The organism is Candidatus Anaeroferrophillus wilburensis, assembly GCA_016934315.1.
Lineage (GTDB): Bacteria > Desulfobacterota > Anaeroferrophillalia > Anaeroferrophillales > Anaeroferrophillaceae > Anaeroferrophillus > Anaeroferrophillus wilburensis.
Genome location: JAFGSY010000039.1, coordinates 20,109 through 42,108, shown reverse-complemented (window position 1 = coordinate 42,108; position 22,000 = coordinate 20,109). Strand labels below are relative to the sequence as shown.

Annotated in this window: 20 protein-coding genes; 3 read left to right on the top strand and 17 right to left on the bottom strand. The window is 53.0% G+C overall.

Annotated elements, in window-relative coordinates; genetic code table 11:
- Positions 1 to 65 precede the first annotated feature (65 nt).
- A complete protein-coding gene (locus tag JXO50_10305) occupies positions 66 to 1,019 on the bottom strand; it encodes a ParB/RepB/Spo0J family partition protein (GenBank protein ID MBN2333480.1) in 954 nt (317 codons plus the stop codon).
- 144 nt (positions 1,020 to 1,163) lie between these two features.
- On the opposite strand from JXO50_10305, the gene JXO50_10300 reads away from it, so the two are divergent.
- Complete coding sequence (locus tag JXO50_10300; protein MBN2333479.1) at positions 1,164 to 1,952, top strand: methyltransferase domain-containing protein; 789 nt, start codon at positions 1,164 to 1,166, stop codon at positions 1,950 to 1,952.
- Positions 1,953 to 2,048: 96 nt separating this feature from the next.
- On the opposite strand, the gene nadB is transcribed toward JXO50_10300, so the two are convergent.
- Positions 2,049 to 3,686: an L-aspartate oxidase gene (gene nadB, locus JXO50_10295; GenBank protein ID MBN2333478.1), complete on the bottom strand. Its 1,638-nt coding sequence runs from the start codon at positions 3,684 to 3,686 to the stop codon at positions 2,049 to 2,051.
- A gap of 312 nt (positions 3,687 to 3,998) precedes the next feature.
- Here nadB and JXO50_10290 point away from each other — a divergent pair, with 312 nt between their 5' ends.
- Positions 3,999 to 4,823, top strand: coding sequence for a hypothetical protein (locus JXO50_10290; GenBank protein ID MBN2333477.1), 825 nt, complete (start codon positions 3,999 to 4,001; stop codon positions 4,821 to 4,823).
- Here JXO50_10290 and queC read toward each other — a convergent pair.
- The 10 genes from queC to aroF all read right to left on the bottom strand — a co-directional run bounded on the left by queC (position 4,805) and on the right by aroF (position 14,692).
- A complete protein-coding gene (gene queC / locus JXO50_10285) occupies positions 4,805 to 5,515 on the bottom strand; it encodes a 7-cyano-7-deazaguanine synthase QueC (GenBank protein ID MBN2333476.1) in 711 nt (236 codons plus the stop codon). The genes JXO50_10290 and queC overlap by 19 nt on opposite strands.
- Positions 5,515 to 6,153: a radical SAM protein gene (locus tag JXO50_10280; GenBank protein MBN2333475.1), complete on the bottom strand. Its 639-nt coding sequence runs from the start codon at positions 6,151 to 6,153 to the stop codon at positions 5,515 to 5,517. Before JXO50_10280 ends, queC begins: the two co-directional genes overlap by 1 nt.
- 20 nt (positions 6,154 to 6,173) lie before the next feature.
- Positions 6,174 to 7,097, bottom strand: a complete 924-nt coding sequence (secF, locus tag JXO50_10275; GenBank protein ID MBN2333474.1) for a protein translocase subunit SecF — start codon at positions 7,095 to 7,097, stop codon at positions 6,174 to 6,176.
- A gap of 168 nt (positions 7,098 to 7,265) precedes the next feature.
- Positions 7,266 to 8,858, bottom strand: coding sequence for a protein translocase subunit SecD (gene secD, locus JXO50_10270; GenBank protein MBN2333473.1), 1,593 nt, complete (start codon positions 8,856 to 8,858; stop codon positions 7,266 to 7,268).
- Between the two features lie 33 nt (positions 8,859 to 8,891).
- Positions 8,892 to 9,224, bottom strand: a complete 333-nt coding sequence (gene yajC / locus JXO50_10265; GenBank protein MBN2333472.1) for a preprotein translocase subunit YajC — start codon at positions 9,222 to 9,224, stop codon at positions 8,892 to 8,894.
- A gap of 51 nt (positions 9,225 to 9,275) precedes the next feature.
- Entirely contained in the window at positions 9,276 to 10,406 is a 1,131-nt protein-coding gene (gene tgt, locus JXO50_10260) for a tRNA guanosine(34) transglycosylase Tgt (protein MBN2333471.1), read from the bottom strand.
- A complete protein-coding gene (queA, locus tag JXO50_10255) occupies positions 10,406 to 11,443 on the bottom strand; it encodes a tRNA preQ1(34) S-adenosylmethionine ribosyltransferase-isomerase QueA (GenBank protein MBN2333470.1) in 1,038 nt (345 codons plus the stop codon). Before queA ends, tgt begins: the two co-directional genes overlap by 1 nt.
- Before the next feature lie 178 nt (positions 11,444 to 11,621).
- Positions 11,622 to 11,810, bottom strand: coding sequence for a DUF2065 domain-containing protein (locus JXO50_10250; GenBank protein ID MBN2333469.1), 189 nt, complete (start codon positions 11,808 to 11,810; stop codon positions 11,622 to 11,624).
- A complete protein-coding gene (locus JXO50_10245; GenBank protein ID MBN2333468.1) occupies positions 11,807 to 13,675 on the bottom strand; it encodes a hypothetical protein in 1,869 nt (622 codons plus the stop codon). The genes JXO50_10250 and JXO50_10245 overlap by 4 nt, the downstream gene beginning before the upstream one ends.
- Before the next feature lie 9 nt (positions 13,676 to 13,684).
- A complete protein-coding gene (gene aroF / locus JXO50_10240) occupies positions 13,685 to 14,692 on the bottom strand; it encodes a 3-deoxy-7-phosphoheptulonate synthase (GenBank protein MBN2333467.1) in 1,008 nt (335 codons plus the stop codon).
- Positions 14,693 to 14,995: 303 nt separating this feature from the next.
- On the opposite strand from aroF, the gene crcB reads away from it, so the two are divergent.
- On the top strand, positions 14,996 to 15,373 hold the full coding sequence (gene crcB / locus JXO50_10235; GenBank protein MBN2333466.1) for a fluoride efflux transporter CrcB: 378 nt from the start codon (positions 14,996 to 14,998) through the stop codon (positions 15,371 to 15,373).
- Between the two features lie 105 nt (positions 15,374 to 15,478).
- Here crcB and JXO50_10230 read toward each other — a convergent pair whose 3' ends face one another.
- The 5 genes from JXO50_10230 to JXO50_10210 form a co-directional block, all read right to left on the bottom strand.
- On the bottom strand, positions 15,479 to 17,203 hold the full coding sequence (locus JXO50_10230) for an HDOD domain-containing protein (GenBank protein ID MBN2333465.1): 1,725 nt from the start codon (positions 17,201 to 17,203) through the stop codon (positions 15,479 to 15,481).
- A 185-nt stretch (positions 17,204 to 17,388) separates the two neighbouring features.
- The gene (locus tag JXO50_10225) at positions 17,389 to 18,150 is read right to left on the bottom strand and encodes a phosphoadenosine phosphosulfate reductase family protein (GenBank protein MBN2333464.1); all 762 of its coding nucleotides are present in this window, start codon (positions 18,148 to 18,150) and stop codon (positions 17,389 to 17,391) included.
- Positions 18,147 to 19,298, bottom strand: a complete 1,152-nt coding sequence (gene alr / locus JXO50_10220; GenBank protein ID MBN2333463.1) for an alanine racemase — start codon at positions 19,296 to 19,298, stop codon at positions 18,147 to 18,149. The genes JXO50_10225 and alr overlap by 4 nt, the downstream gene beginning before the upstream one ends.
- A gap of 81 nt (positions 19,299 to 19,379) precedes the next feature.
- A complete protein-coding gene (gene dut, locus JXO50_10215) occupies positions 19,380 to 19,874 on the bottom strand; it encodes a dUTP diphosphatase (protein ID MBN2333462.1) in 495 nt (164 codons plus the stop codon).
- Between the two features lie 62 nt (positions 19,875 to 19,936).
- Positions 19,937 to 22,000 (bottom strand): chloride channel protein, encoded by a 2,064-nt coding sequence (locus tag JXO50_10210; GenBank protein ID MBN2333461.1) that lies wholly within the window; start codon positions 21,998 to 22,000, stop codon positions 19,937 to 19,939.

Sequence of the window (22,000 nt, the reverse complement as noted above, 5' to 3'; positions counted from 1 at the left end):
CAACCATCCAGTACAACCCTGAAAGGACGCTTCGCAACAAAGAAGGTATCATTGTTACGAAGCCATCAGTCATTAAAAAGCTCATCAAGCCTGTTACCCTCAAGATTTGACACCCACTTACAAGCAGATCTCCACTCCGCTGGCGAACGAAAACGGATCTCCAGGGTATATTCGTCACCCTCAAAATTGGGCGGCGCGACCAAGTGGACATGGCGGGGCAGCTGCAGAGATGAGCAGAACTCCCGGAAACGGTTTTCCTGCGCACTGAGACAGGGAAACAGCCTGACCTGCAGCTGCTGGCGGAAATCTGCAGCCGAATGGCAACCTTCGGGCAGAGAGTTGGCAACCTCATGGATCACCTGTGCGGGTTTTTTGCCGTCCCGACGGGCAAGGTCATCCACATTCTGGACCGTCTGACGCAATTTATTGCGGTTCAGAACCAACTCATGGGCCACCGTCATCAGCAGTTCATGATCTTCCGCCGGCCAGCTCTTTATGATGTCAACCGTCTCCCCATCCATCGCCCCCCGGGCCAGCAGTAGCCTGATGGTGGGTGACAGCTGGACAATGGCGCGATAACGTTCCAGATACCGTCGTTTGGAAGGAACACCAAGATGGGGCAGGAAATCAGCCCTGATCGTCGGCTCATCGTACAGCTCTTCCAGGCGCCAGACAATGTCGGCAGTCTCCACCAGGTTGAAGGAACGATGAGCGAGATTATCCCACAAGGCCAGGGAAAACAGGCGTTGTTCATCATCAGCCTCAACCATTCTGGCTTCGATCGTTTGCGCCGGCGGAAAAACAGCCGAGGCTGCCTCCAGACGTCGCCGGCCACAAACAATGACATGTCCACGCGGCCCATGGATCAAGAGGGGCGGCACCGCAATGCCGATCTGTTCAACGGAAGTAAGAAACGTTTCCGGCAACGGCCCATAGGAAAAAGGGAACCGGCGATCAGTAAAATCCAAGTCGGAGAGAGTACAGGAAATTAGCTCTTGTTTCGGGAAAGAAAAAACCATATAACGGCATCAACGTTGTTCGCACGGGGATTGTTGGTGGTCATTGCGGATTATAGCAGCCTGCAGGCTGCACAGTCTGCTGATATACCATGCTAATCTTCAGGGGCTATATCACAGCCATACACCGAGTACAAGCCGTTTCCAATGGATTTCAAGCTCAAACTGCGCCAATCACTACGCCAGATGTATGATGCCGCCGCCCGCCAGCCCCTCGGTTTGCTGGGAGGGGTCAGCCCGGCCCGCGGCATAGCCCTTTTAGAAGAACTCGGTTATGCCACCGAAGACCTCCAGCCCCTGCCTGATTTTCAGATCGGAACCAGTTTCCCCTGCGGCAACCCCCTGCCGGTCATCAGGAATCTGCAGCCATCCGTTGTTTTTGACCTGGGCTGCGGCAGCGGGCTTGACCTCTGCATCCTGGCTGGGGATCGCCAGCTGAACCCCGCTCTTCTCGGCCTTGATCTGAGCTGGGAGCTGCTCAGCCTGGCCAGGCGTGCCCGGGAGCTGCTGCAGCTTGCCACCACCATCCAGCTGGTTCATGCCGATTTCAGCCACCTTCCCTACCATCACGCTTTCATTGATCTGATCTCTATGAACGGCTCCTTCAATATTATCGTTGACAAAGCATCGTTTTTCCATGATATCGCCAGCCTGCTCGTCCCGGGAGGCCATCTCCTGATTCATGATCTGCTCCTGGTTGGTGATCTGCCTGCCGGATTTGCCGATGAGGTAACCAACTGGTCATGGAACATCGGTGGAGCCATCAGCGATGGTGAACTGCTCCGACTGGCGACCAAAGCATCACTCTCCCTTGTCCATCTCTACAAGAGGGAACTTGTGGAGCCAGTCTGTCGGGGAGAAATCCTCCTGCAGAAAGGAACTAACTCTTCATCGAAGATGGTGCCGCCCGGGAATCGCTGGCAGCGGCAACAGTGAAAGGGCTGAGCACCTTGCCATCCGGACGCCGCTATCAAAACCGGGAAAAAGGCTGAAAGCGGCAGCCAGGGTTGGCAACCGCCCACATAAAAATAATCAGGAAAGGTGGTCAGGATGTAAAGGAAGGCTGAAGCATTGGCCGGCCACCTGGACTGTATCAACCAGCCAATCGGCATCGTCCCTCTCGGGATAATCAATATTATAGTGCAGACCTCGGCTTTCCTTGCGATACATGGCCGCGCTGATAATCAGGTCGGCAACAACGGCAATATTGCGCAGTTCCAACAGGTCGCTGGACAGCACGTGATCCCAGTAAAATTCACGAATCTCATTATGAAGCAGATCAATACGATGTTTGGCCCGCAACAATCGTTTCTGTGAACGAACTATCCCCACATAGCTCCACATCAGCCGGCGAATTTCATCCCAGTTATGGGAAATAATAACATTTTCATCGACATCGCTTCGCTGCGTATACACCCAGTCGGGAAATCTGGGAACCGACTGGCGGTCAGCAGCCAGGGCGTTCACGGAAGCCCGGGCGGCCCGACTGGCATAGACGACCGCTTCCAGCAGCGAATTGCTTGCCAATCGGTTAGCTCCGTGCAATCCCGTACAGGCTGCTTCGCCACAGGCAAATAACCGGGACAGGGAGCTACAGCCATCATGGTCGACAACGATACCGCCGCACAGATAGTGGGCGGCTGGAACCACCGGAATCGGTTCACGGGTAATATCGATGCCCAGCTGGAGGCAGGTTGAATGGATCAAGGGAAAACGCTTCTGAATGTAATCCCGGGACAAGTGGGTAATATCGAGAAAGACACAATCGTCACCGGTTGACTTCATCTCATTATCAATTGCCCGGGCAACAATATCGCGGGAAGCAAGTTCTTTGGCCGCACTGTAGCGTCCCATAAACTGCTGGCCGTCACGGCGGCGCAGGATCCCACCTTCACCACGGACCGCTTCAGAAATAAGGAAGTTTTTTGTTTTCGGGTGATAAAGACAGGTGGGATGAAATTGAAAAAACTCCATATTGGCAATCCGGGCGCCGGCCCGCGAGGCCATTGCCACCCCATCACCAGTGGCAATATCAGGATTGGTGGTAAAAAGGTATACCTTGCCGGCGCCACCAGTGGTAATCACCGTCTGTCGGGCAAGAAAAGTATGAACCATACCGGTCTTGCATTCCAGGGCATACGTCCCCCAACAACAGTCATGTTGGGGCGGAACATCCAAATATTTGCTGGAAGTCAGGAGGTCGATGGCTGCCATGTCCTCAAAAATGGTAATCCGCGGATGTTCCTGGCAGTGGTTGATCAAGGCTTTCTCAATCTCCCTGCCGGTCCAGTCCGCCGCATGCAGAATCCTCCGGTTTGAATGCCCCCCCTCTCTGGTAAGATCATACGTACAGCCAGAGGACGACTCTGTAAACTGAACCCCCAGTTGAATCAGATCATTGATGCGCTGGGGCCCTTCATGGACCACCATTTCAACCACATCTCGATGACAAAGACCGGCCCCGGCCTGCAGGGTATCCGCAATATGGGAATCATAGGAATCGCCCTGCCCGACGACCGCTGCAATGCCGCCCTGGGCCAGATTGGTATTGGAATCCTTTTTCTTCTTTTTGGTAATCACCGCCACCGTCCCATGGGGAGCAACCTGCTGGGCATAGAAAAGACCAGCAATACCGCTGCCGATAACAAGAAAATCAAACTGGTGAATCATCAGTGTTCTTCCACCTCAGGGACATTGGCAAACAGCAAAGGTCGAATGCAGTCTGGAGCACCCCATGAGTGGGGCATCCTCATAGTCCATCGCCCGGACAGCATTGATGATGCCGCCCGCCGGCCGGGAACCAGGTTGTCTGGTTAATGCCTTTTCCAGCCTCGAGGTTGGCAACATGCACCCCGCCAAACGATGGTTGTAAATAATAATAGTGTAAAGATAGAGGAACGGCAAGGAGAAAATATCCCCATCTTGCCATCCCCAGGAGAATATGGTAGACAGCTTGAAAATAAGAGTGATGAGGTAGCGGTAATGGATCTTGATTTTTGGCTTGAAACCTTTCGCAGTCTGAGCAGTAAAATCAGCAATGCGATGGGGCGGTACGCCGGCACCAGCGAAGGTGCCCTGATCATGGGCAAGGGAGCCGGCGGCGATATGACCCTCAAGATAGATAAGCTTGCCGAGGATATCATCCTCGACAAGCTGGAAACTCTGCATACCAACTACGGCTTTGATTTTGTCCTGATTTCGGAAGAACTGGGGACCAGAACCTTCGGCGAGGATCCTCACTGGCGTATCGTCATTGATCCTCTTGACGGCAGCTTCAACGCCCGCCAGGGAATTCCCTACTATGCCACCGCCATGGCGGTGGCCTCCGGCAGTACGGTCGGGGATGTGGTCCTTGGCTACGTCAAGAATCTGGCAAACGGTGATGAATTCCATGCCAGCAAAGGCTCAGGGGCGTTTTTCAACCAGCAGGCCATAAACGCCAAACAGGTTGATATTCCCCGGGCTTTTGTTTTTGAAGCGGCCCACAACAAAGCCGGGCTCAAAAGAATTGAGCCCTTACTGGAAATGTTTGAACGGGCCCGCTCCCTTGGCTCCACCGCCCTCGACATCTGCTACCTGGCCGCCGGCACCATTGATGTCTTTTTCTACCCCATCCCTTCACGGACGATCGATTATGTTGCCGGCAAGATTATTCTTGAGGAGGTTGGCGGAGTTATCACCGGCATGCTGGGGGAAAACCTTAATGAGCTGACCCTTGATCTGGAAAAAACTCACCCGATCGTCGCCGCCGGCAATCCGCAGACCATGAAAAAAGTGATGGATATTATTCAGCTTTCCCGCATTTGATCCTGATAGGGCAACGGATCAGCCAAACCGTTGCTCTTGAACCCTGCCAACCGCAAACGACAACTGTCACATAGACCGCAGGGATTTCCCCGGCCATCAGGCTCATAGCAGCTGTGGGTCAGTGAATAATCCACTCCTAGACGCAGCCCCAGGGCGATAATTTCCTGTTTACGAAGTGATATAAGGGGAGTTTGCAGGCGAAAATAGGGGGCTTTTTCCTGTACCCCCAGTTTGGTACCCAGATTCACCGCCCGTTCCATGGCTGCCACATACTCCGGCCGACAATCGGGGTAGCCACTGTAGTCAAGGGCATTAACCCCTAGAAAAATATCACGGGCTCCCAGGGTTTCAGCCCAGGAAACCGCATGGGCAATAAAGATGGTGTTGCGGGCTGGAACATAGGTGGAAGGAATCTCGCCGGTCAGCAGATGCACTCCTCCCTTCGGTACCGCCAAGCGATGATCGGTCAGTGAAGACCCTCCGATTCTCCCCAAGTCCAACCGCAGAATCAGATGTTCCACCGCTCCCATAGAGGCGGCCACCCGCTCCGCCGCCTGCAGTTCAAACGCATGGCGCTGGCCATAGTCGAAACTCAGGCAGTAGAGATGATACTCCTCAGCTCTAGCCACGGCGGTCACCGTGGCCGAATCAAGACCACCACTGAGCAGGATTACCGCTTTCTTTTCCGCCATTATCTTCCGCGCTCCTCTCCGGGCCATAACAGCCGGTGCAGCTGCAACTGCAGCCTGACCGGCAGCTGTTCCTGGAGAATCAGCTCCGCCAGCCGCCGGGGAGCCAGCAGACCGTGCACCGGACTGAATAAAATTTCGCTGACGGATGACAGATGTAAGCGGATAAAATCACGGCTCCACCAAAAATCATCTTCATCAGTCAGGACGAATTTCACCTGGCAGTTATCCCCCAGGCTGGAAAGGTTCTCCAGACGATTACATTCAGCCATCCCGCTCCCCGGGGTTTTAATATCGAGAATAATCTGCACCCGCTGATCGATCCTGGAAATATCCTGGGAACCATTGGTTTCCAGCAACACTTTTCTACCGGCCGCCAGCAGACGATCGATCAACCGGGGGGTTTCAGGTTGGAGCAGGGGTTCCCCGCCGGTGATCTCCACCATTGGCACCTCCTCGGCAAGAACCAGCGCGACAACCTCATCAATCGTCATTTCCCGGCCCGCTGCATACTCCCGGGCATAGGTGGTATCACAATAGGAGCAGCAAAGATTGCAGCCGGCGCAGCGCACAAAAACACAGGGGAGTCCGGCAAATGTGGACTCCCCTTGGAGGCTGGTAAATATTTCTGCAAGGCGCATCATCAGTCGTTCATCCCCACTTAGACCTTTTGGTTCTGGCGCTGCAGAAATTTCATCTTGCGCATGGCAATGACCACCGGACTGGCAATAAAGATGGAAGAATAGGTCCCCACCACGACACCGACAATCAAGGCAAAGGCAAAGTCATGGATGACACCGCCGCCGAGGAAATAAAGACTGATCAGAACCAATAACGTTGTCAGGGAGGTCAGAATTGTCCGGCTCAGGGTTTCGTTGATCGACGCATTGATAACGTCCTCATAGGTTTTGCGCCCCGCTTTACGCAGGTTTTCCCTGATCCGGTCATAGACGACGATCGTATCGTTGAGCGAATACCCGACGATGGCCAGCAGGGCGGCAACAATCGGCAGGCTGAACTCCATGTTGAGCAGTGAAAAGAGCCCCACGGTAATCAGCACATCATGCACCAGCGCGACTACCGCACCGACGGCAAACTTGAATTCAAACCGGAAAGTAACATATACGAGAATACCAATTATGGCGTAGATAATGGCAAATATCCCTTTGCGGCGCAGATCCTCGCCAACCTTGGGACCAACCATCTCAACCCGGCGGATGTCCACCTGTCCGGGACCATACCGTATATCCAGAGCCCCTTTGATCTCATCAGAGAGATCCACCAGATCAGCTTTTGATTTCTCCACCCTGATGAGAAATTCCCCCCCCTCCGCCTCTTCAAACTGCTGGATGGTACTATTGCCCAGGTCAAGACCCTGAAGGGCATCGCGAATGGCATCAGGCGTGGTTGCCTGGCCGAACTTCACCTGCACGAGGGTACCCCCGACAAAATCGATGCCATAATTCAAGCCACCATGGAAGATCAGGGATATGAGGCCAATCGCAATGACGGCCGCTGAAAGGCTTAGGAAAAGGAATCTCCGACTGACAAAGTCAATGGTTGTTCCAGGCTTAATAAACTGCATTGGCATGCTCCTTGAAAAATAAGGTAGTGCATCAGGTCATCAACGATCGTATTATCATGAAATTTTCAGCGATCACCACTCAATAGGAACCGGGTATAACCTCACAGTTCCACCGGCCGGAGGACAACGTCCAGTCGTTCCAAAACGATGCGGTATTGCTGATTCACCTTAAATACTTAACCGTTTCAGGGCTTTCCGCTCCTGAATAAAATCATACACCAGCCGGGTAACAAAAATGGCGGTAAACAAGCTGGAAATAATCCCGACGGACAAGGTAACGGCAAACCCCTTGATGGGGCCGGTACCATACTGATAGAGGACAATGGCGGCAATCAAGGTCGTTATATTGGCATCCATAATGGTCAAAAATGCCTTGCCGTAGCCGCTGTCAAGGGCAGCCCGGGGGGTCTTGCCCAGCCGCAGTTCCTCCTTGATCCGTTCAAAAATCAGGACATTGGCATCAACGGCCATACCGATGGTCAGAACAATGCCGGCGATACCCGGCAGGGTCAGGGTGGCCTTGGCCAATGCTAAAATGCTCAGAATGAAGAGCATATTGAGTACCAGCGCGAGGTTGGCAACCAAACCGCTGAGACGGTAAAAGGCAAACATGAACAGAACTACCAGGAGACCACCAACAACCATGGATATCAGGCCCTTACGGATCGAATCATGGCCCAAAGAGGGACCCACCGCTCTTTTTTCAAGAATTCTGATGGGTGCCGGCAAGGCCCCGGCCCGCAGCACGATGGCCAGGTCGCGTGCTTCCTTGGCGGAAAAACGGCCGCTGATCTGAGCCTTGCCACCGGCAATCCGCTCCTGGATGACCGGGGCAGAATAAACATGATTATCGAGGATAATCGCCAGCCGCCGTTTAACGTTCTCAGCCGTAATCCGATCAAACAGCTTCGCCCCCTGGGAGTTAAAGTCCATCGCCACATAGGGTTCGCCGAACTGGGAGTTGAAGCGAACCTTGGCATCGGCAATATATTCGCCGGTCATCAGGGACTCCTTCTCCAGCACAAAAGGAACCTGACGGACCACTTTCTTGGTCACCGGATCATATTCCTGCTGGTACAAGACCTCAAGGTGATCAGGCAGAGTACCTGATTCCAGGTTCCGGGGATCAAACGATTCACTCACCAGCTTGAACTCAAGCAGTGCCGTTTTACCGATCAGATCAATGGCCCGCCTGGTATCCTTGATGCCGGGCAACTGCACCAAAATCCGGTTGTCTGCCTGGGGTCTGATTTCCGGCTCGGAAACGCCGAACTGATCGATGCGGTTGCGCATGGTTTCCACGGCCTGGTCAATGGCAAGCTTTTCAATCCGCCGGCGCTCATCACTGGAAACCCGATAACTGACCACCTGCTCCTCCGCAGACATCATCTGCCATTGAGGCATTTCATTCCCCAGCAGATCTTTTATCACCGAACTATCCCCAGCATGGGTAAGAACAATGGACAACGTTCCGGCATCAACTTGCTTCACCTGCTCAAAATCAATCTTTTTATCACGCAGCAGGCGCTGCATTTCTCCGGCTACCCGGTCGGTTGAAGCAGAGAGGGCTTTTTCAACATCAACCTCCATCAGCAGATGAATGCCACCCTGAAGGTCCAAACCCAAATGGATCTTATCAGTTGGCAGCACCTTCCCCCACCAGTCAGGCAGGTCGGACACCACCGACGGCATCAGGTAAACCCCTGCCAGGATAATGGTGGCCAGGATAATCAGCAGGCGAAGCTTAACACTTTTAATCATAATCGGATAACTCCTGCAGCAAACGCGTAACGGTTATGATGACAGATCACCCTGAACAATGGTCATTACCTGACTGCGGAGAATCCGCACTCGGATTTTATCCGCCACTTCTATCGTAACCACCCGATCGCTGATGGCGGTAACCTTGCCCATTAAGCCACCGGCAGTCACAATCTCATCTCCCCGTTTGAGATTGGCCAGCATGTTTTTATGTTCCTTCTGCTTTTTCTGCTGCGGTCGGATGAGCAGAAAATAAAAAATCGCGAACATGAGGATAAGGGGGAAAAAAGCCTTTAATCCTTCAAGACCACCGGCCGGTCCACCCCCGGCAGGATTCTGTGCCATGGCAAATGCTACTCCTAACATACGATCTCTCCTTACTTAATGTTAATAAATAATCACTAATGCTTGATTGCGTTATGCTTTTCGCTCGCCGGCCCCGGACAGCAACAGTGGCAGGACGCCGTCCATGAACGCGGTAAATGTTCCGGCCTGGAGATGATCTCTGATCTTTGCCATCAATTGATGATAAAAATAAAGATTATGGATCGTTGCCAGTACTGATGACAGAATTTCAGATGCCATGAACAGATGACGCAGATAAGCACGTGAAAAGTTGCGGCAGACATAACAGGAACACTGCTCGTCAACGGGCAACGCATCCGCCTTATAACGTGCTTGTTTAATACTTAGCGGCCCCTGCCAGGTAAAGTACATGCCATTACGGGCGTTTCTGGTGGGCAGGACGCAGTCGAACATATCGATGCCGGCCGCCACCGCCTGTACCAGGTCTTCCGGCTTGCCCACGCCCATAAGATAGCGGGGACGATCAGGCGGCAGCATGGGAGACGTCACCCGGATCATGTCCAGCATCAGGGCTTTCTCCTCGCCAACACTGAGCCCCCCGACAGCATAGCCGTCAAAATCAACCTCCAGGGTCAGATCCGCACTTTCACGACGCAGCTCTTCAAACATACTCCCCTGAACAATGCCAAAAAGCAGATTGTCAGACCGCCGGCGAGCTGCCTTGGAGCGCCGGGCCCAGCGGGCGGTCAGCTGGAGAGATTCCCTGGCCCGTTTAAAATCCACCGGATAGGGGGTGCATTCATCAAAGGCCATAATAATGTCGGCACCCAGGGCCTCCTGCACCTCAATTGCCCGTTCAGGAGTCAGGAGATGCCGACTGCCATCCACCGGGGAGCGGAACGTCACCCCCTGCTCTTCAAGCGTACGCAGGGATGAAAGGCTGAACACCTGGAAACCACCGCTGTCGGTGAGGATTGGCCCGTCCCACCCCATAAATGAATGCAGCCCACCAAGATCGGCAATCAGCTGATGGCCGGGACGCAAAAACAGATGGTAGGTATTGGCAAGAATGATCTGGGCACCGATCTCCTCCTTCAGCTGCAAAGGAGTTATCCCTTTAACGGTCGCCCTGGTTCCCACCGGCATAAAACAAGGCGTTTCAATAACCCCATGCTCCGTGCGCAATCGTCCCAAACGGGCGGCACTGCCCTGATCATTGGCAGTCAGAGAAAAACAATTCATCAGAGTATCAGCATTCCGTCGCCATAGCTGTAAAAACGGTATCCCTCCCTGACCGCGTGACGGTATGCTGCTAGCATGCGCTGGCGGCCGGCATAGGCGGCTACCAGCATCAGCAAAGTAGAACGGGGAAGGTGAAAATTGGTAATTAAACCATCAATGACCTGAAAGATATAGCCTGGATAGATGAACAGATCACACCAGCCTTGCTGGTGGCCGGTTCTGGCTTGATACTCAAGCGCCCTGGTAACCGTGGTGCCGATGGCTATGACCCGTTTGCCCTTGCTTTTTGTTTCGGCAATGCGCTCCAGAGTAGTGGTGGAAATCTCGAACAACTCCCGGTGAATCTGGTGATCTTCCACCACGGCAGCTTTCACCGGTGAAAAGGTACCCAGCCCCACATGGAGCGTCAGCGGGGCAAACAGGACTCCGGCCGCCTTCAGGCTGGCGAGCAGCTCCGGCGTAAAATGAAGTCCTGCCGTGGGAGCAGCAACGGCTCCCTGCTTGCCCACCTCGGCAAAAATAGTCTGATAGCGGTGTCGATCATCATCCCCGGGATCTCGTTTGATATAGGGAGGCAAAGGTACCTTGCCGATGGCATTAATAACCTTCCGAACTGTCCTGTCCTGATCCGTCAGCAGCGTGATAGCCCCTGGGTTGGCAGTCGAAGGAGCCACAACACGCCCGCGCATCTCCTCACCAAAACAAATCTCCTGCCCCAAACGAACTGATTTGGAGGACTTGTACAGACATTGCCAGACTTCCTCGGTGGGGCTGCCATGCTGATAGTCAAGCAGAAAGACTTCCACTTGCCCACCGGTCATTTTGCGGCCCAGCAAGCGAGCTGGCAGCACCCTGGTATCATTGTAGACCAAAAGATCTCCAGCCTCCAGCCATGAAGCAAGTTGGCAAAACCGGCTGTCATGAACATCCTCCTGCTGACGACCGAGAACCAGCATCCGGGACTGATCGCGGGACGGCAGAGGATGCTGGGCGATATGCCCTGGTGGCAGGTCATAGGAAAAAAGGTCAACATCCATATTTTCAAAGACCAAAATGATTGATTTTAGAGGGGTTTTAAACCATAAGTAACCGGCTAAGTCAAGTTCTAAACTGCGCACGCCATGGGGACCACCCACAGACCGGCTAAAATTGCCGGCAGCGTCCATGGCAGTAGCGGCCACATATCAACAGCCATAACGCTGTAAAAAGGTCAGTCTAGCTCATTTTGGCAAGGTACATGATGGCTACGCCGATCAGCATTGCTGTCAGGCCGAACAATCTCAGCGACTGGGCCGGCATTTCCTGCAGCGATGCCAATAGACGCTTTATCCCGGAGGGAAAGAGAAAATAGGGCATCCCTTCAATGACCAGAGCCAGACCGCATGCCGTGAAAAAAAGTTTCATTGCTGTCCGCCTTCATCCTGCAGTTTACGGCGGTCTTTTTTCTGCAGCTCCCGCTTCAGGGCCGCATCATGGGTAAGCCGTTGCAGCAGCTCATAGACCGCCGTTTTTTTGTCCTGGTATCCCAGACGTTCATAAAAAACCGTCAACCGCAAGGCTGCCAGTTCCTGGTAATGTCCTCCGGCAGCGGCAAGCTCTTCATACAGGGGAAGAGCGTCAAGGGGCTTATCAAGGTGGCCATAGCACTCCCCCAGGAGAAAAAGAGCTTGATGAAAAAAATCCTGGGAAGGTTGCACCGGCAAACCTTTAAGCCACAGCAAGGAGGGGACCGCTTGGCCGTATTCCTGCTGCCGGTAAAAATACCGTGCAACACTGAACACCAGGTGAGGATACTCTTTGAGCAACTGTTCATCGGTCCGCCGATCCAAAGAAAATTCCTGCAGCACCTGTTTCGCTACCCACGCAGCCCGTTCGGCATCACCCATTTTTTGCGACAGCCGATCGAGGACGTATAGTACTTTGATTTTTTCCTCTCGCTGGGAGATCTGACCATAGAGCTTCCGCAACAGAAGAAAAGCATCATCCTGCCGGCTGGCTTGTTCCAGGCACAAGGCATAGAGATATGCTGCCTCCTGCCTTTTTTCACCGCCAAGGTCTGCAAAAAGACGATCTGCGGGCGGCAGATTTGCAAGCGCCTGCTGATATTTCCCCAGCACCGATTGGGCCATGAGATAGGTTAACAGGATATCATCATCATGAACAGTCGCTGGAAAATGCTCCAGCAGCTGATCCAGTGAAGTAACACACTGAACATAGTTTTTGCTATTGTAGGAAAGCGTTGCCAGGAGCTTCAAATGCTGGGACTGTTCCGGCAGCCCCTCTTCCAACGGAATAAGTTTGATCAAGAGGGAAACCATATCCTGCTGCCGGCCGGTTGCCAGATTGCCATTTACCAGGTAACCGTAGGCCAACCGATGCTGTTCAAGCTTGATGCCTTCCTGGGCAACCAGCAACAAAAGATATTTCCGGGCCGCATCATACTGTTGATGGCGATAATTCTCCTGACCGACAGCAAAGAGGAGATCGGCGTCCTGCTTCACCTGAGGAAATTCTGCCAGCCACTGATCCATCACCTGGTTGGCAATGGACACCTGGTTCCCCTTCAGGGATGCATCCACCAGAACCTTGAAGTAATACTGTTTTGCAGGTGGATCCATCCCATCAGCATAACGATCGCAATAAGAACGCAGCAACGGCAACGCCTCGGCAAACTTGCCGATCCGATAACAGGACAGACTGGCAATCGATAGCAGTTCCTTCTGCTGTGGCGGTGAAAAGCGGCCGTCATCGCCGGTCACGAAAGGCAATGCATGGTCGACAGCAACAGCGAACTTTCCTTGGTGAAAAGCCATCTTGGCCAGCAGAAAATGGGCCTGGGAAGCCAGCCCGCTGGTTGGATATGACTGGATAATTTCCTGAAAAAAAAGGTCCGCATGCGGAAAGTCAAGTTCTTGAAAAAAGCAAAGCCCCAACTGAAACAACAGTTGGGGTGGGGAAAAGCCAAGCGCTTCAAGGCGGCCTTCTTTTGCCAGCTCCGGCCAGATGACTGATGCTTCCCGACATTCACCAAGCTGCAGATAGGTCATTAATAGAATCAGTTTTATTTGTGCAACATGGTAGGAGTTGGGGTAGGCAATGAGGAAATCTTCCAATTCTTCCCGGGCTACATCATAGAAACCGTCTTGATATGCCCCGATGGCTACCTTGGCTATCTCCTCCTCTGAACGATCGGCACGGGCAGCCGGTACCGCCATAGCAACATAAAAAAACAGCAGGAATGAAAGCAAAATAGATATTTTTTTTATCATTACAGACAGCTACTCAACTTTAGGCAAACAATGCTTCACCCGCTGCATGAGCCGGTCAAAAGTGACAAAATCGAGGGACTGCAAACCGTCAGAAAGGGCACATTCCGGCTGTGGATGGACCTCAACCATCACCCCGTGAGCCCCGACAACAAGACCGGCGACAGTCATCGGCGCAACCAGGGAACTCTTTCCCGTCGCGTGGGAAGGATCGACAATAATTGGCAGGTGGGATTTTTCCTTAACCAGCGGCACAATCGCCAGATCCATGGTATTTCTGGTCGCCGTTTCAAAGGTTCTGATGCCACGCTCACACAGGATGACTCGGGGATTGCCGCCCACCAGAATATATTCCGCCGCGGCCAAAAACTCATCAAGAGTGGCACACATGCCTCGTTTGAGGAGAACCGGCTTGTCGATTTTACCAACCTCTTTCAGCAAATCAAAATTCTGCATATTGCGGGCACCGATCTGCAACACATCAGCGTAACGGGCTACTAACTCCAATTGGCCGATACGCATGACTTCGGTCACCACCGGCAAACCATTGCTCTTGCCGGCCTCACTCAACAACCGCAGGCCAGCTTCACCTAAACCTTGAAAATTATGCGGCCCAGTACGAGGTTTAAATGCTCCCCCACGAAGCATATGCGCCCCGGATCTTTTCACCTGCTCGGCAGTGGCAAACATCTGCTCTTCCGACTCCACCGAGCAGGGTCCGGCAATGATAACCGGGTCATAGCCTTCGCCGACCTGTAAGTCATCCACCGTGACAATGGTATCCTGAGGGTGAAAATCACGGCTGACCAGCTTATACGGTTTAGTCACATGAATAACATGGGAAACTCCTGGAAGCCGGGAGATAGCCGTATCTTCAACATACCCCTGATTGCCAACCACGCCAATGGCAACCCGGCCGGCACCGGGAATAACCCGACCGTGAAAGCCCATTGATTCCACCGCCTTTACTGTTCGGTCGATGGCCTCCTGCGAAGCTTCTTTATCCATCACAATTAACATGACCCCTCCTACACTTCCCCCTCAATCGCCGGCCGCATTACGGTTTTCCTCCTGAAAGCACACCGACATGATCCCGTTGATGAGCACGCCTGAAAATTACGGGTAAATCAGCGAAATTTTGACACAAATGGACTTGCTGGTCAAGGAGATATCACAGATATATCATGAATAATACCTGAATAGTACTTGACAGGCAGGAAAGGGCTGCAGTAAAGCCATAAACAGCTCATGAAGAGATGAGTATCAGCGAGAACAGGTGCAGTTTACGGCGGCGGCTGAATGCCCCTTGAAATCAGAGGAACCATGGTTCATTTGCTTTTTATCGGTCTCGGTGGTTTTTTTGGTGCTATTGGTCGTTTTCTGATCACCGGCTGGGTCCACAACCAGGTTGGCACCGCCATGCCTTACGGCACCCTGGCCGTTAACGTTGCCGGCTCATTTCTGCTCGCCCTCCTGCTGCAAGGCTTCACTGCCCTCCCCGAACTTCCCCCCCAGCTGAAAAGCTCCATAACCATAGGCTTCCTGGGGGCCTTCACCACCTTTTCAACATTCAGTGTTGACACTCTGCACTTTATTGAACATGGCAACTGGCAGAAAGCCCTGATTAATATTCTGCTGAATGTGATTATCTGCCTGGGGGCGGCCGGATTAGGTCTGGGATTGGGGAAAGTATGGCACTAAGCGTGGGACGGGATGCTGCCCACACATAGTCTGGCGGCCGGCATCTCGCAAGGTGAATTACTCAAAACTGCAGAGAAGGATTGGAAAACAGCGGTTTTCAGGGCACTAAATACTGAGAATTTTTTCCCGGCCGTAATAGTCTGCCGCTTCATATTCCCGGGCCGCTTGAAAACGTTTGATGCCGCTATTGATCTCCTCCAGCGCCTTTTTCATTTTGTCGCAGTAGGCATTGCGATGGGCACTACCGGAGGAACCGATTTTCATCTCCTTTTCCAGCAGATAGATATAGCTGGCCAGGGTCTGCAGCGGCTGGTTGATGGTGTGCGCCAACGAACCGGCCATTTCCGTAACAGTTTTGTCGCGCTCGGCAGCCATCATTTTCTTATTCAGACGGTGAATTTTGATGGCCAACGCCAGCTGTACGGCATAGCCACGGAGGAATTCAATAATCATTGCGGCCTGCTGCTGCTCCGGCCGGCATAAAGCAACAAACCCACCGACCAGCGATGCGGAACTCTGGACCGGAACAAAAACTCCTTGCGGGTCATTCAGCTCAGCCTGAAACAGATGTAAAAACTTCGTGGCAAGTTCCGGCATCGCTGACTGCTGCCCGCTGGTAAACCAGACTTCCTGCTGCTCTCTGCCAGCAAAAACAGCATATTCCTGTTCAGTAATTGCCATGGCACAACCAACCAACTGACGATAGGCTGCCGGGGCCCCCTTTACCACCAGCTGCCGGCCTTTCCGGTTGTAGAGCAGGATGAATATCTGTGACATGCCCAACGACAGCTGGATGTTTTCCAGCATCCGGTAAAAAGCCTCGCCCAGCTGAAAATTTCCCAGAAAATAGTTATAGGTATTAAAGACGGTCAGCGCCTTCTTCACCATCTCCTGGTACGTATCACCCAGAGAGATCACCGAATCATCTGTTACGGCAGCTTCGTTTTCAGCAGCAGCGGCAACCTCCACCAGCCCATCCCTGAATCCCAAGCCCTGAAACAGATTCCCGTGAAAAGGCTTCACCGCCCGATTGACATCAGCCAGCAGGACCTCCAGACACAACTGCGGCAGGGCAGCATGTAAAAATGTCCTGGCATGGGACAGGACAGTAATCTCATCATCTGCCAGACTGACGCTTTTTGCCAGCAGGTTGGCAATTGAGAGCAGCGCCGTCAGATCAGGCTGCTGCATATCAGAGTCATCTTGCTGGTGATGGTTGACCATCGCATTGAGCAGCTCATCATCAAGGAACCATTCGTCAGCCAACCAGCCGGCCACCATCACATGGTCGAAACCAAAAACCATCCGTTCCGCTTCCTCCCCACGAAGTCCTGTTTTGCAGGCCTGCTCATAGGCAGCAACCTTATCGGGAAAATTAAACCACAAAATAGGTTTGCCGATATCGTGCAGCAACCCGGCAATAAAAGCCTTTTCAGGATCAATGGCTAATGCAAGCTGGGTGACGATGGCTTTGAGAAAAATGCCGGTCAACAGGGAGTGGTCATTATGCTGCTGGAACAGATGCGGCAACCGTCTTTTATGCATCGGAAAAATAGCCAGGAACGATTCGCTGACACAGATCATCCGGATGGTCTCCTGGCCAAGGAGGGAAATGGCATGGCTGACCGTTTCAATTTTGTTACTGAATTGGTAAAAAGGGGAATTTGCCACCTTAAGAATTCGGGCCGTCAGCGACGGATCATTGAGGATCAGCTCCCCCAGTTCTGCCGATGAACAGCAATCCTCGGCAATCATTGTCAGCAGTTTGGTAACAATCTGCGGCGGACTGGGAATCGTTAAGGCGATATCATGTTTCTGGAGCTGTTTCACGCCGGTCCTCAACAAGCAAAATGATGATGCAGTTACCAGCAATCTAAGCATAAAATATGCCAACAAAACAACAAATGGCAAAGAGATTATGGCAGCGGCATAACAGTATCACGTATCCGGGACAAAGACGCCTAGCGGTGAGGGAAAGTATCGATTTGCAGTTGGCTCAAAAACTGCGTGGCCGGCTACCGGTGGCGGCCAACATCAAGCAGATAGTCTCGACGGACATTCCCCAGGGCATGAAAAATACTGTCCTTCACCCTGGGATTGTCAGCCTGGAGTCGTTTCAGCAGGTCTCTGACCAGCATTCTTTTCTGATTGTCTCCCGACAGTGGGCAGGGCGGCTGATTGGCCGGCAGGTTATGGTGGACACAATAGGCGATCACGTCCGTTTCATCAAGATATGCCAGGGGACGGATCAGGGAGACCGCATTATTGAACAGTCGCTGGTGGGGAACCATGGTGCTGAAATTGCTGCCATAAAACAGGTTCAAGAGGGCTGTTTCGAGAATGTCGTCCCGGTGATGACCAAAGACAATCTTACTGATCCCCTGTTCACGGGCATGGTTAAAGAGCGCCTGCCGCTTCCAGCGGGAACAATGAAAGCAAACGTGCTCGGTCAGCGGCTCATGGCGCAGCCGGTAACCAATATCTGTTTTGACAACCTGCAGATGGAGATTGAGCGATGAGACGATCGTTTCCAGTACGGTCAGCCGCTGCTGATCTTCCGGTTCACCCAGACTGACAAATACTGGTTCGAGATAGTAGGTAACCGGAATCCACTGTTTCCGCGTTTCCAGAATATGAAGAAGGGCCAGACTGTCCTTGCCACCGGACACTGCCACCATCAGCCGGTCACCATCGGCAGTCATGGCATAATCAGCCAACGCTTTGCCTACCTTCGCCCTCACTCGCCGCAGTGTGCCCCGGTATCGTATTCGACTCACAACAACCCTGGTGATCCCTGGTGATAGACCCGCGGCAACCGGCTGGTCCAGCCACACAAGACCTCATAGGAGATCGTCGCCGCCCAGTCGGCCACTTCTTCTACGGCAATCCGCTCGTCACCCTGACGCCCGATAATCACCACTTCATCGCCAACCTTAACATCATTGATATCACTCACATCAACCATTGTCCAGTCCATGCACACCCGACCGATAATCGGCATCCGCCGGCCGCCAACCAGCACCCATCCCCTATTGGACAACAAACGCGGCAAACCATCAGCATACCCTATCGGCACCAATGCCACCCGGGTAGGCCGGCGGGCGGTAAAGGTACAGCCATAGCTGACCGACTCACCGGCTGCCACTGTTTTAAGCATGACAATGGCGCTGACCACCGACATCACCGGTTCAAGGGCCAAATCAGCACTGAAATCTGGTGCCGGATACGCGCCATAAAGCATAATCCCCGGACGGCAGAGTGTACAGGCTGCCAGAGGATAGCGGATAAGAGCGGCGCTGTTGGCCAGATGAATATGATGAGGATTAATGCCGAGTTGTAGAACCTCCTCCACCAGCGCCAAAAAAAGTGCTATCTGCCGATGACAATACTCACGTGCATCGACCGAAGAACCGTCAGCAGCCGCCAAGTGGGACATTAAGCCAGCCAAAACCAGGGATGGTTGTCGATCAATCTCGGTTATAAGAGCCAACGCCTCGGACAATGGTACCCCAGCCCGGTTCATGCCGGTATCCACCTTGACATGAACCGGCAGGCAAAACCCTTCCCGGCAGGCATATTCGGCCAGTCGCTGAGCGGTATCCTGCTGCCAGACTACCGGCACCATATCACCGCCGCCCAAGGATGCCAGATCCTCTTCATAGAGGCTGCCAAGAATAAGAAATTTCCCCTCAACCCCGGCGGCCCTGATGGCCAACGCCTCGTTCACCGTCGCCACCGCAAAGAAAGAAACCCCTTCCCACTGCTGCAGCGTCCGGGCCAATACAACGGCGCCATGACCATAAGCGTCGGCCTTGATCACCGGCAACAACCCCATGGACGCTCCTGCCTTGTGCCGCAGGAGACGAAAATTATGTCTGAACGCGGCAAGATCAATATGCACCTCGGTTGGTCGCTTAGCCAACATTATATCACCTTGCCCCCATTAAAAAATATTCGATCTCCATTGACCGATTACAACATTACCAGACAGTCACAGCCTTGATGGTCAACTACCGGTATGGCCAAAACCGCCTGAACCCCGGTCAGTGTTCGGCAGCTCATCTACTTCCTCCCAGCAACAGCGGACGACCGGGGCCACCACCAGCTGTGCCAGACGCTCACCCGATTTCACCACAAAATCCTGCTTGCCATGGTTAATTAGAATGATTCCGATTTCACCTCGATAATCAGCATCAATGGTCCCGGGACTGTTGACCAGAGTGATGCCATGTTTGACCGCTAGACCACTGCGGGGTCTCACCTGGACTTCGTAGCCTTCCGGCACAGCAATGGCAATGCCGGTGGGAATCAGCGCCCGGGCGCCCGGTGGCAAGACAACATCTACTGATATCGCAGCCCGGATATCCATGCCGGCAGCATCTTTGGTCATATATCGGGGCAGTGAAACACCCTCCCGACGAACAATCTGTATGACAACATCTTCTCGCACAGCGTACGCCTCTTTTCCCTTAACCGCTGGTTGCCATGATTGCGACACCATCATAATAACCTTATCTCGCCGGATGCCGGCACCCTTCCCCTGGGAGCCGGATGGCAAAACCATTACAGATGCCGCAGCGTTTCGATCTCCCTATCACTACCGAGAACCACCAACTGGTCGCCTTCCCTGATCCGCTCATCAGCTGCCGGCACAATCTGCCGAACCTCAAGCTCACCCACCACTCGTTTAACCAGCAAAATCTGAACGCCGAAACGGGCCCTGATATTAATTTCCCTGATCGTCCGGCCAACAAAAGAAACCGGCACCGGAATCTCCGCCATCACATACCCATCAATAAAGTCAACTTTCTGCACCTGATCAAGCAGTTTGACCGAAGAAGAAACTTCCTGGCTCAGATTGCGTTTGACAAGCTGGCGGTTATAGGCTTCAATTACTTCCTTATGTTTGATGGAACCAACAATGACATCGGGATGCAGACGCTCGACCACCGGCAATTCATCATGTTCAAAGGAGCCAAAAAGTTTCATGACCTGATCCAGACTGTCCTCCATGGTCACCCGGGGAATTTCCCGGTTCACCAGATCAACGGCAATCAGCAGATCGGCAATATAATCCCGATCCAGCAAAGCTTTCCTGACCTCCTGCAGTGATACCGAACCCATCAGCTTCTGCTGCTCGTTGACAACATAAAACTGGCTGTTGGGATAATTGGCCACCAGCTCCAGCAACGCAGAGAATTTCAAATTCGGTGGAATGATCACGGGCTTTTCATTAATATAATCAGCAACTTTCAACGACCGCAGCAGGTTGACTTCGCGACCCTGGAAAAGGTCAACTCCACGACGAATAAGTTTCAGGGTATAGATCGATTCTTTTTTCAGTTTAGTGGTCAGCAGGGTGGCAATGATCGATGAAATCATCAGCGGCAGGATAATTTTATAGTCATTGGTCAGTTCAAAAATGATCAGAATGGCGGTAATAGGGGCATGGGTGGCCCCGGCGACCACGGCCCCCATGCCTACCAGGGAATAAGCTCCTGAGGTGGCAGTGGCTGCCGGCAGCAGATAATGGATCAAGGAACCAAAGAAGCCGCCGGTCATGGTGCCGATAAACAGGGAGGGCGCAAAGACCCCGCCAGATCCCCCGGAGCCAAGACTGATGCTGGTGGCCAGGATTTTGGCAAAAATCAGGGCCAGCATCACCAGGCAGCTCAACTGTCCATGAAGGGCCATGTTCATGGTATTGTAGCCGACTCCGTAGATACTGGGAACCAACAGGCCCATAAGACCAATGAGCAACCCGCCGATGACGGTCTTCACAATAGCGTGGAGACGCAGTTCATCAAAATAATCCTCAAGGAAGTACAGCACTTTGGTAAACAGCAGGGCAACCAAGCCGGCCAGCAGGCCCAACACCGCGTAAGGAACGAGTTCAAAGGGGCTGACCAGTTCATAATGGGGAACTTCAAAGGCCGGAAAGTCACCGAGAAAATGACGTGACACCACGGTTGCCATCACCGAAGAGATGACAATGGGACTGAACTGGGCAACACCGAAATCACCAAGAATAATCTCTACGCTGAACAAGGCGCCGGCGATGGGTGCGTTAAAAGCGGCGGCAATACCGGCCGCCGCACCACAGGCAACAAAGACTTTGACCCGTTGGGCGGTCACCCCGAGGAACTGGGCCACCGTTGAACCAATGGAAGAACCGATCTGGATAACCGGTCCCTCACGGCCAACCGACCCCCCGGAACCGATGCAGATGGCCGAGGCAAACAGCTTGGCAAACACCACCCGAGGGCGGATGACTCCGTTGCGCAGGGCGATGGCCTCCATCACTTCAGGAACCCCGTGCCCCTTGGCCTCCTTGGAAAAAAAGTGAACAATGGTACCCACCAGCAGACCGCCAAAGGTTGGTACGCCAATTTTAATCCAGACGGGCAATGTTTTCAGATAGGCCAGGTCGGGCTGCCAGGCACCCCAGAGCAGTTTCTGGAAAAATTTAATCATAAACTGGATGCCCACCGCGCCAAAACCACCCAGCACGCCAATAATAATGGCAACAATAACCATGAACGCATGTTCCGTAGCCCGGAACCGATGCAGATGGTCATTGAAAAATAATCTAAAGCGACTGAAATGGCGAACCATAAACTGGTGCAA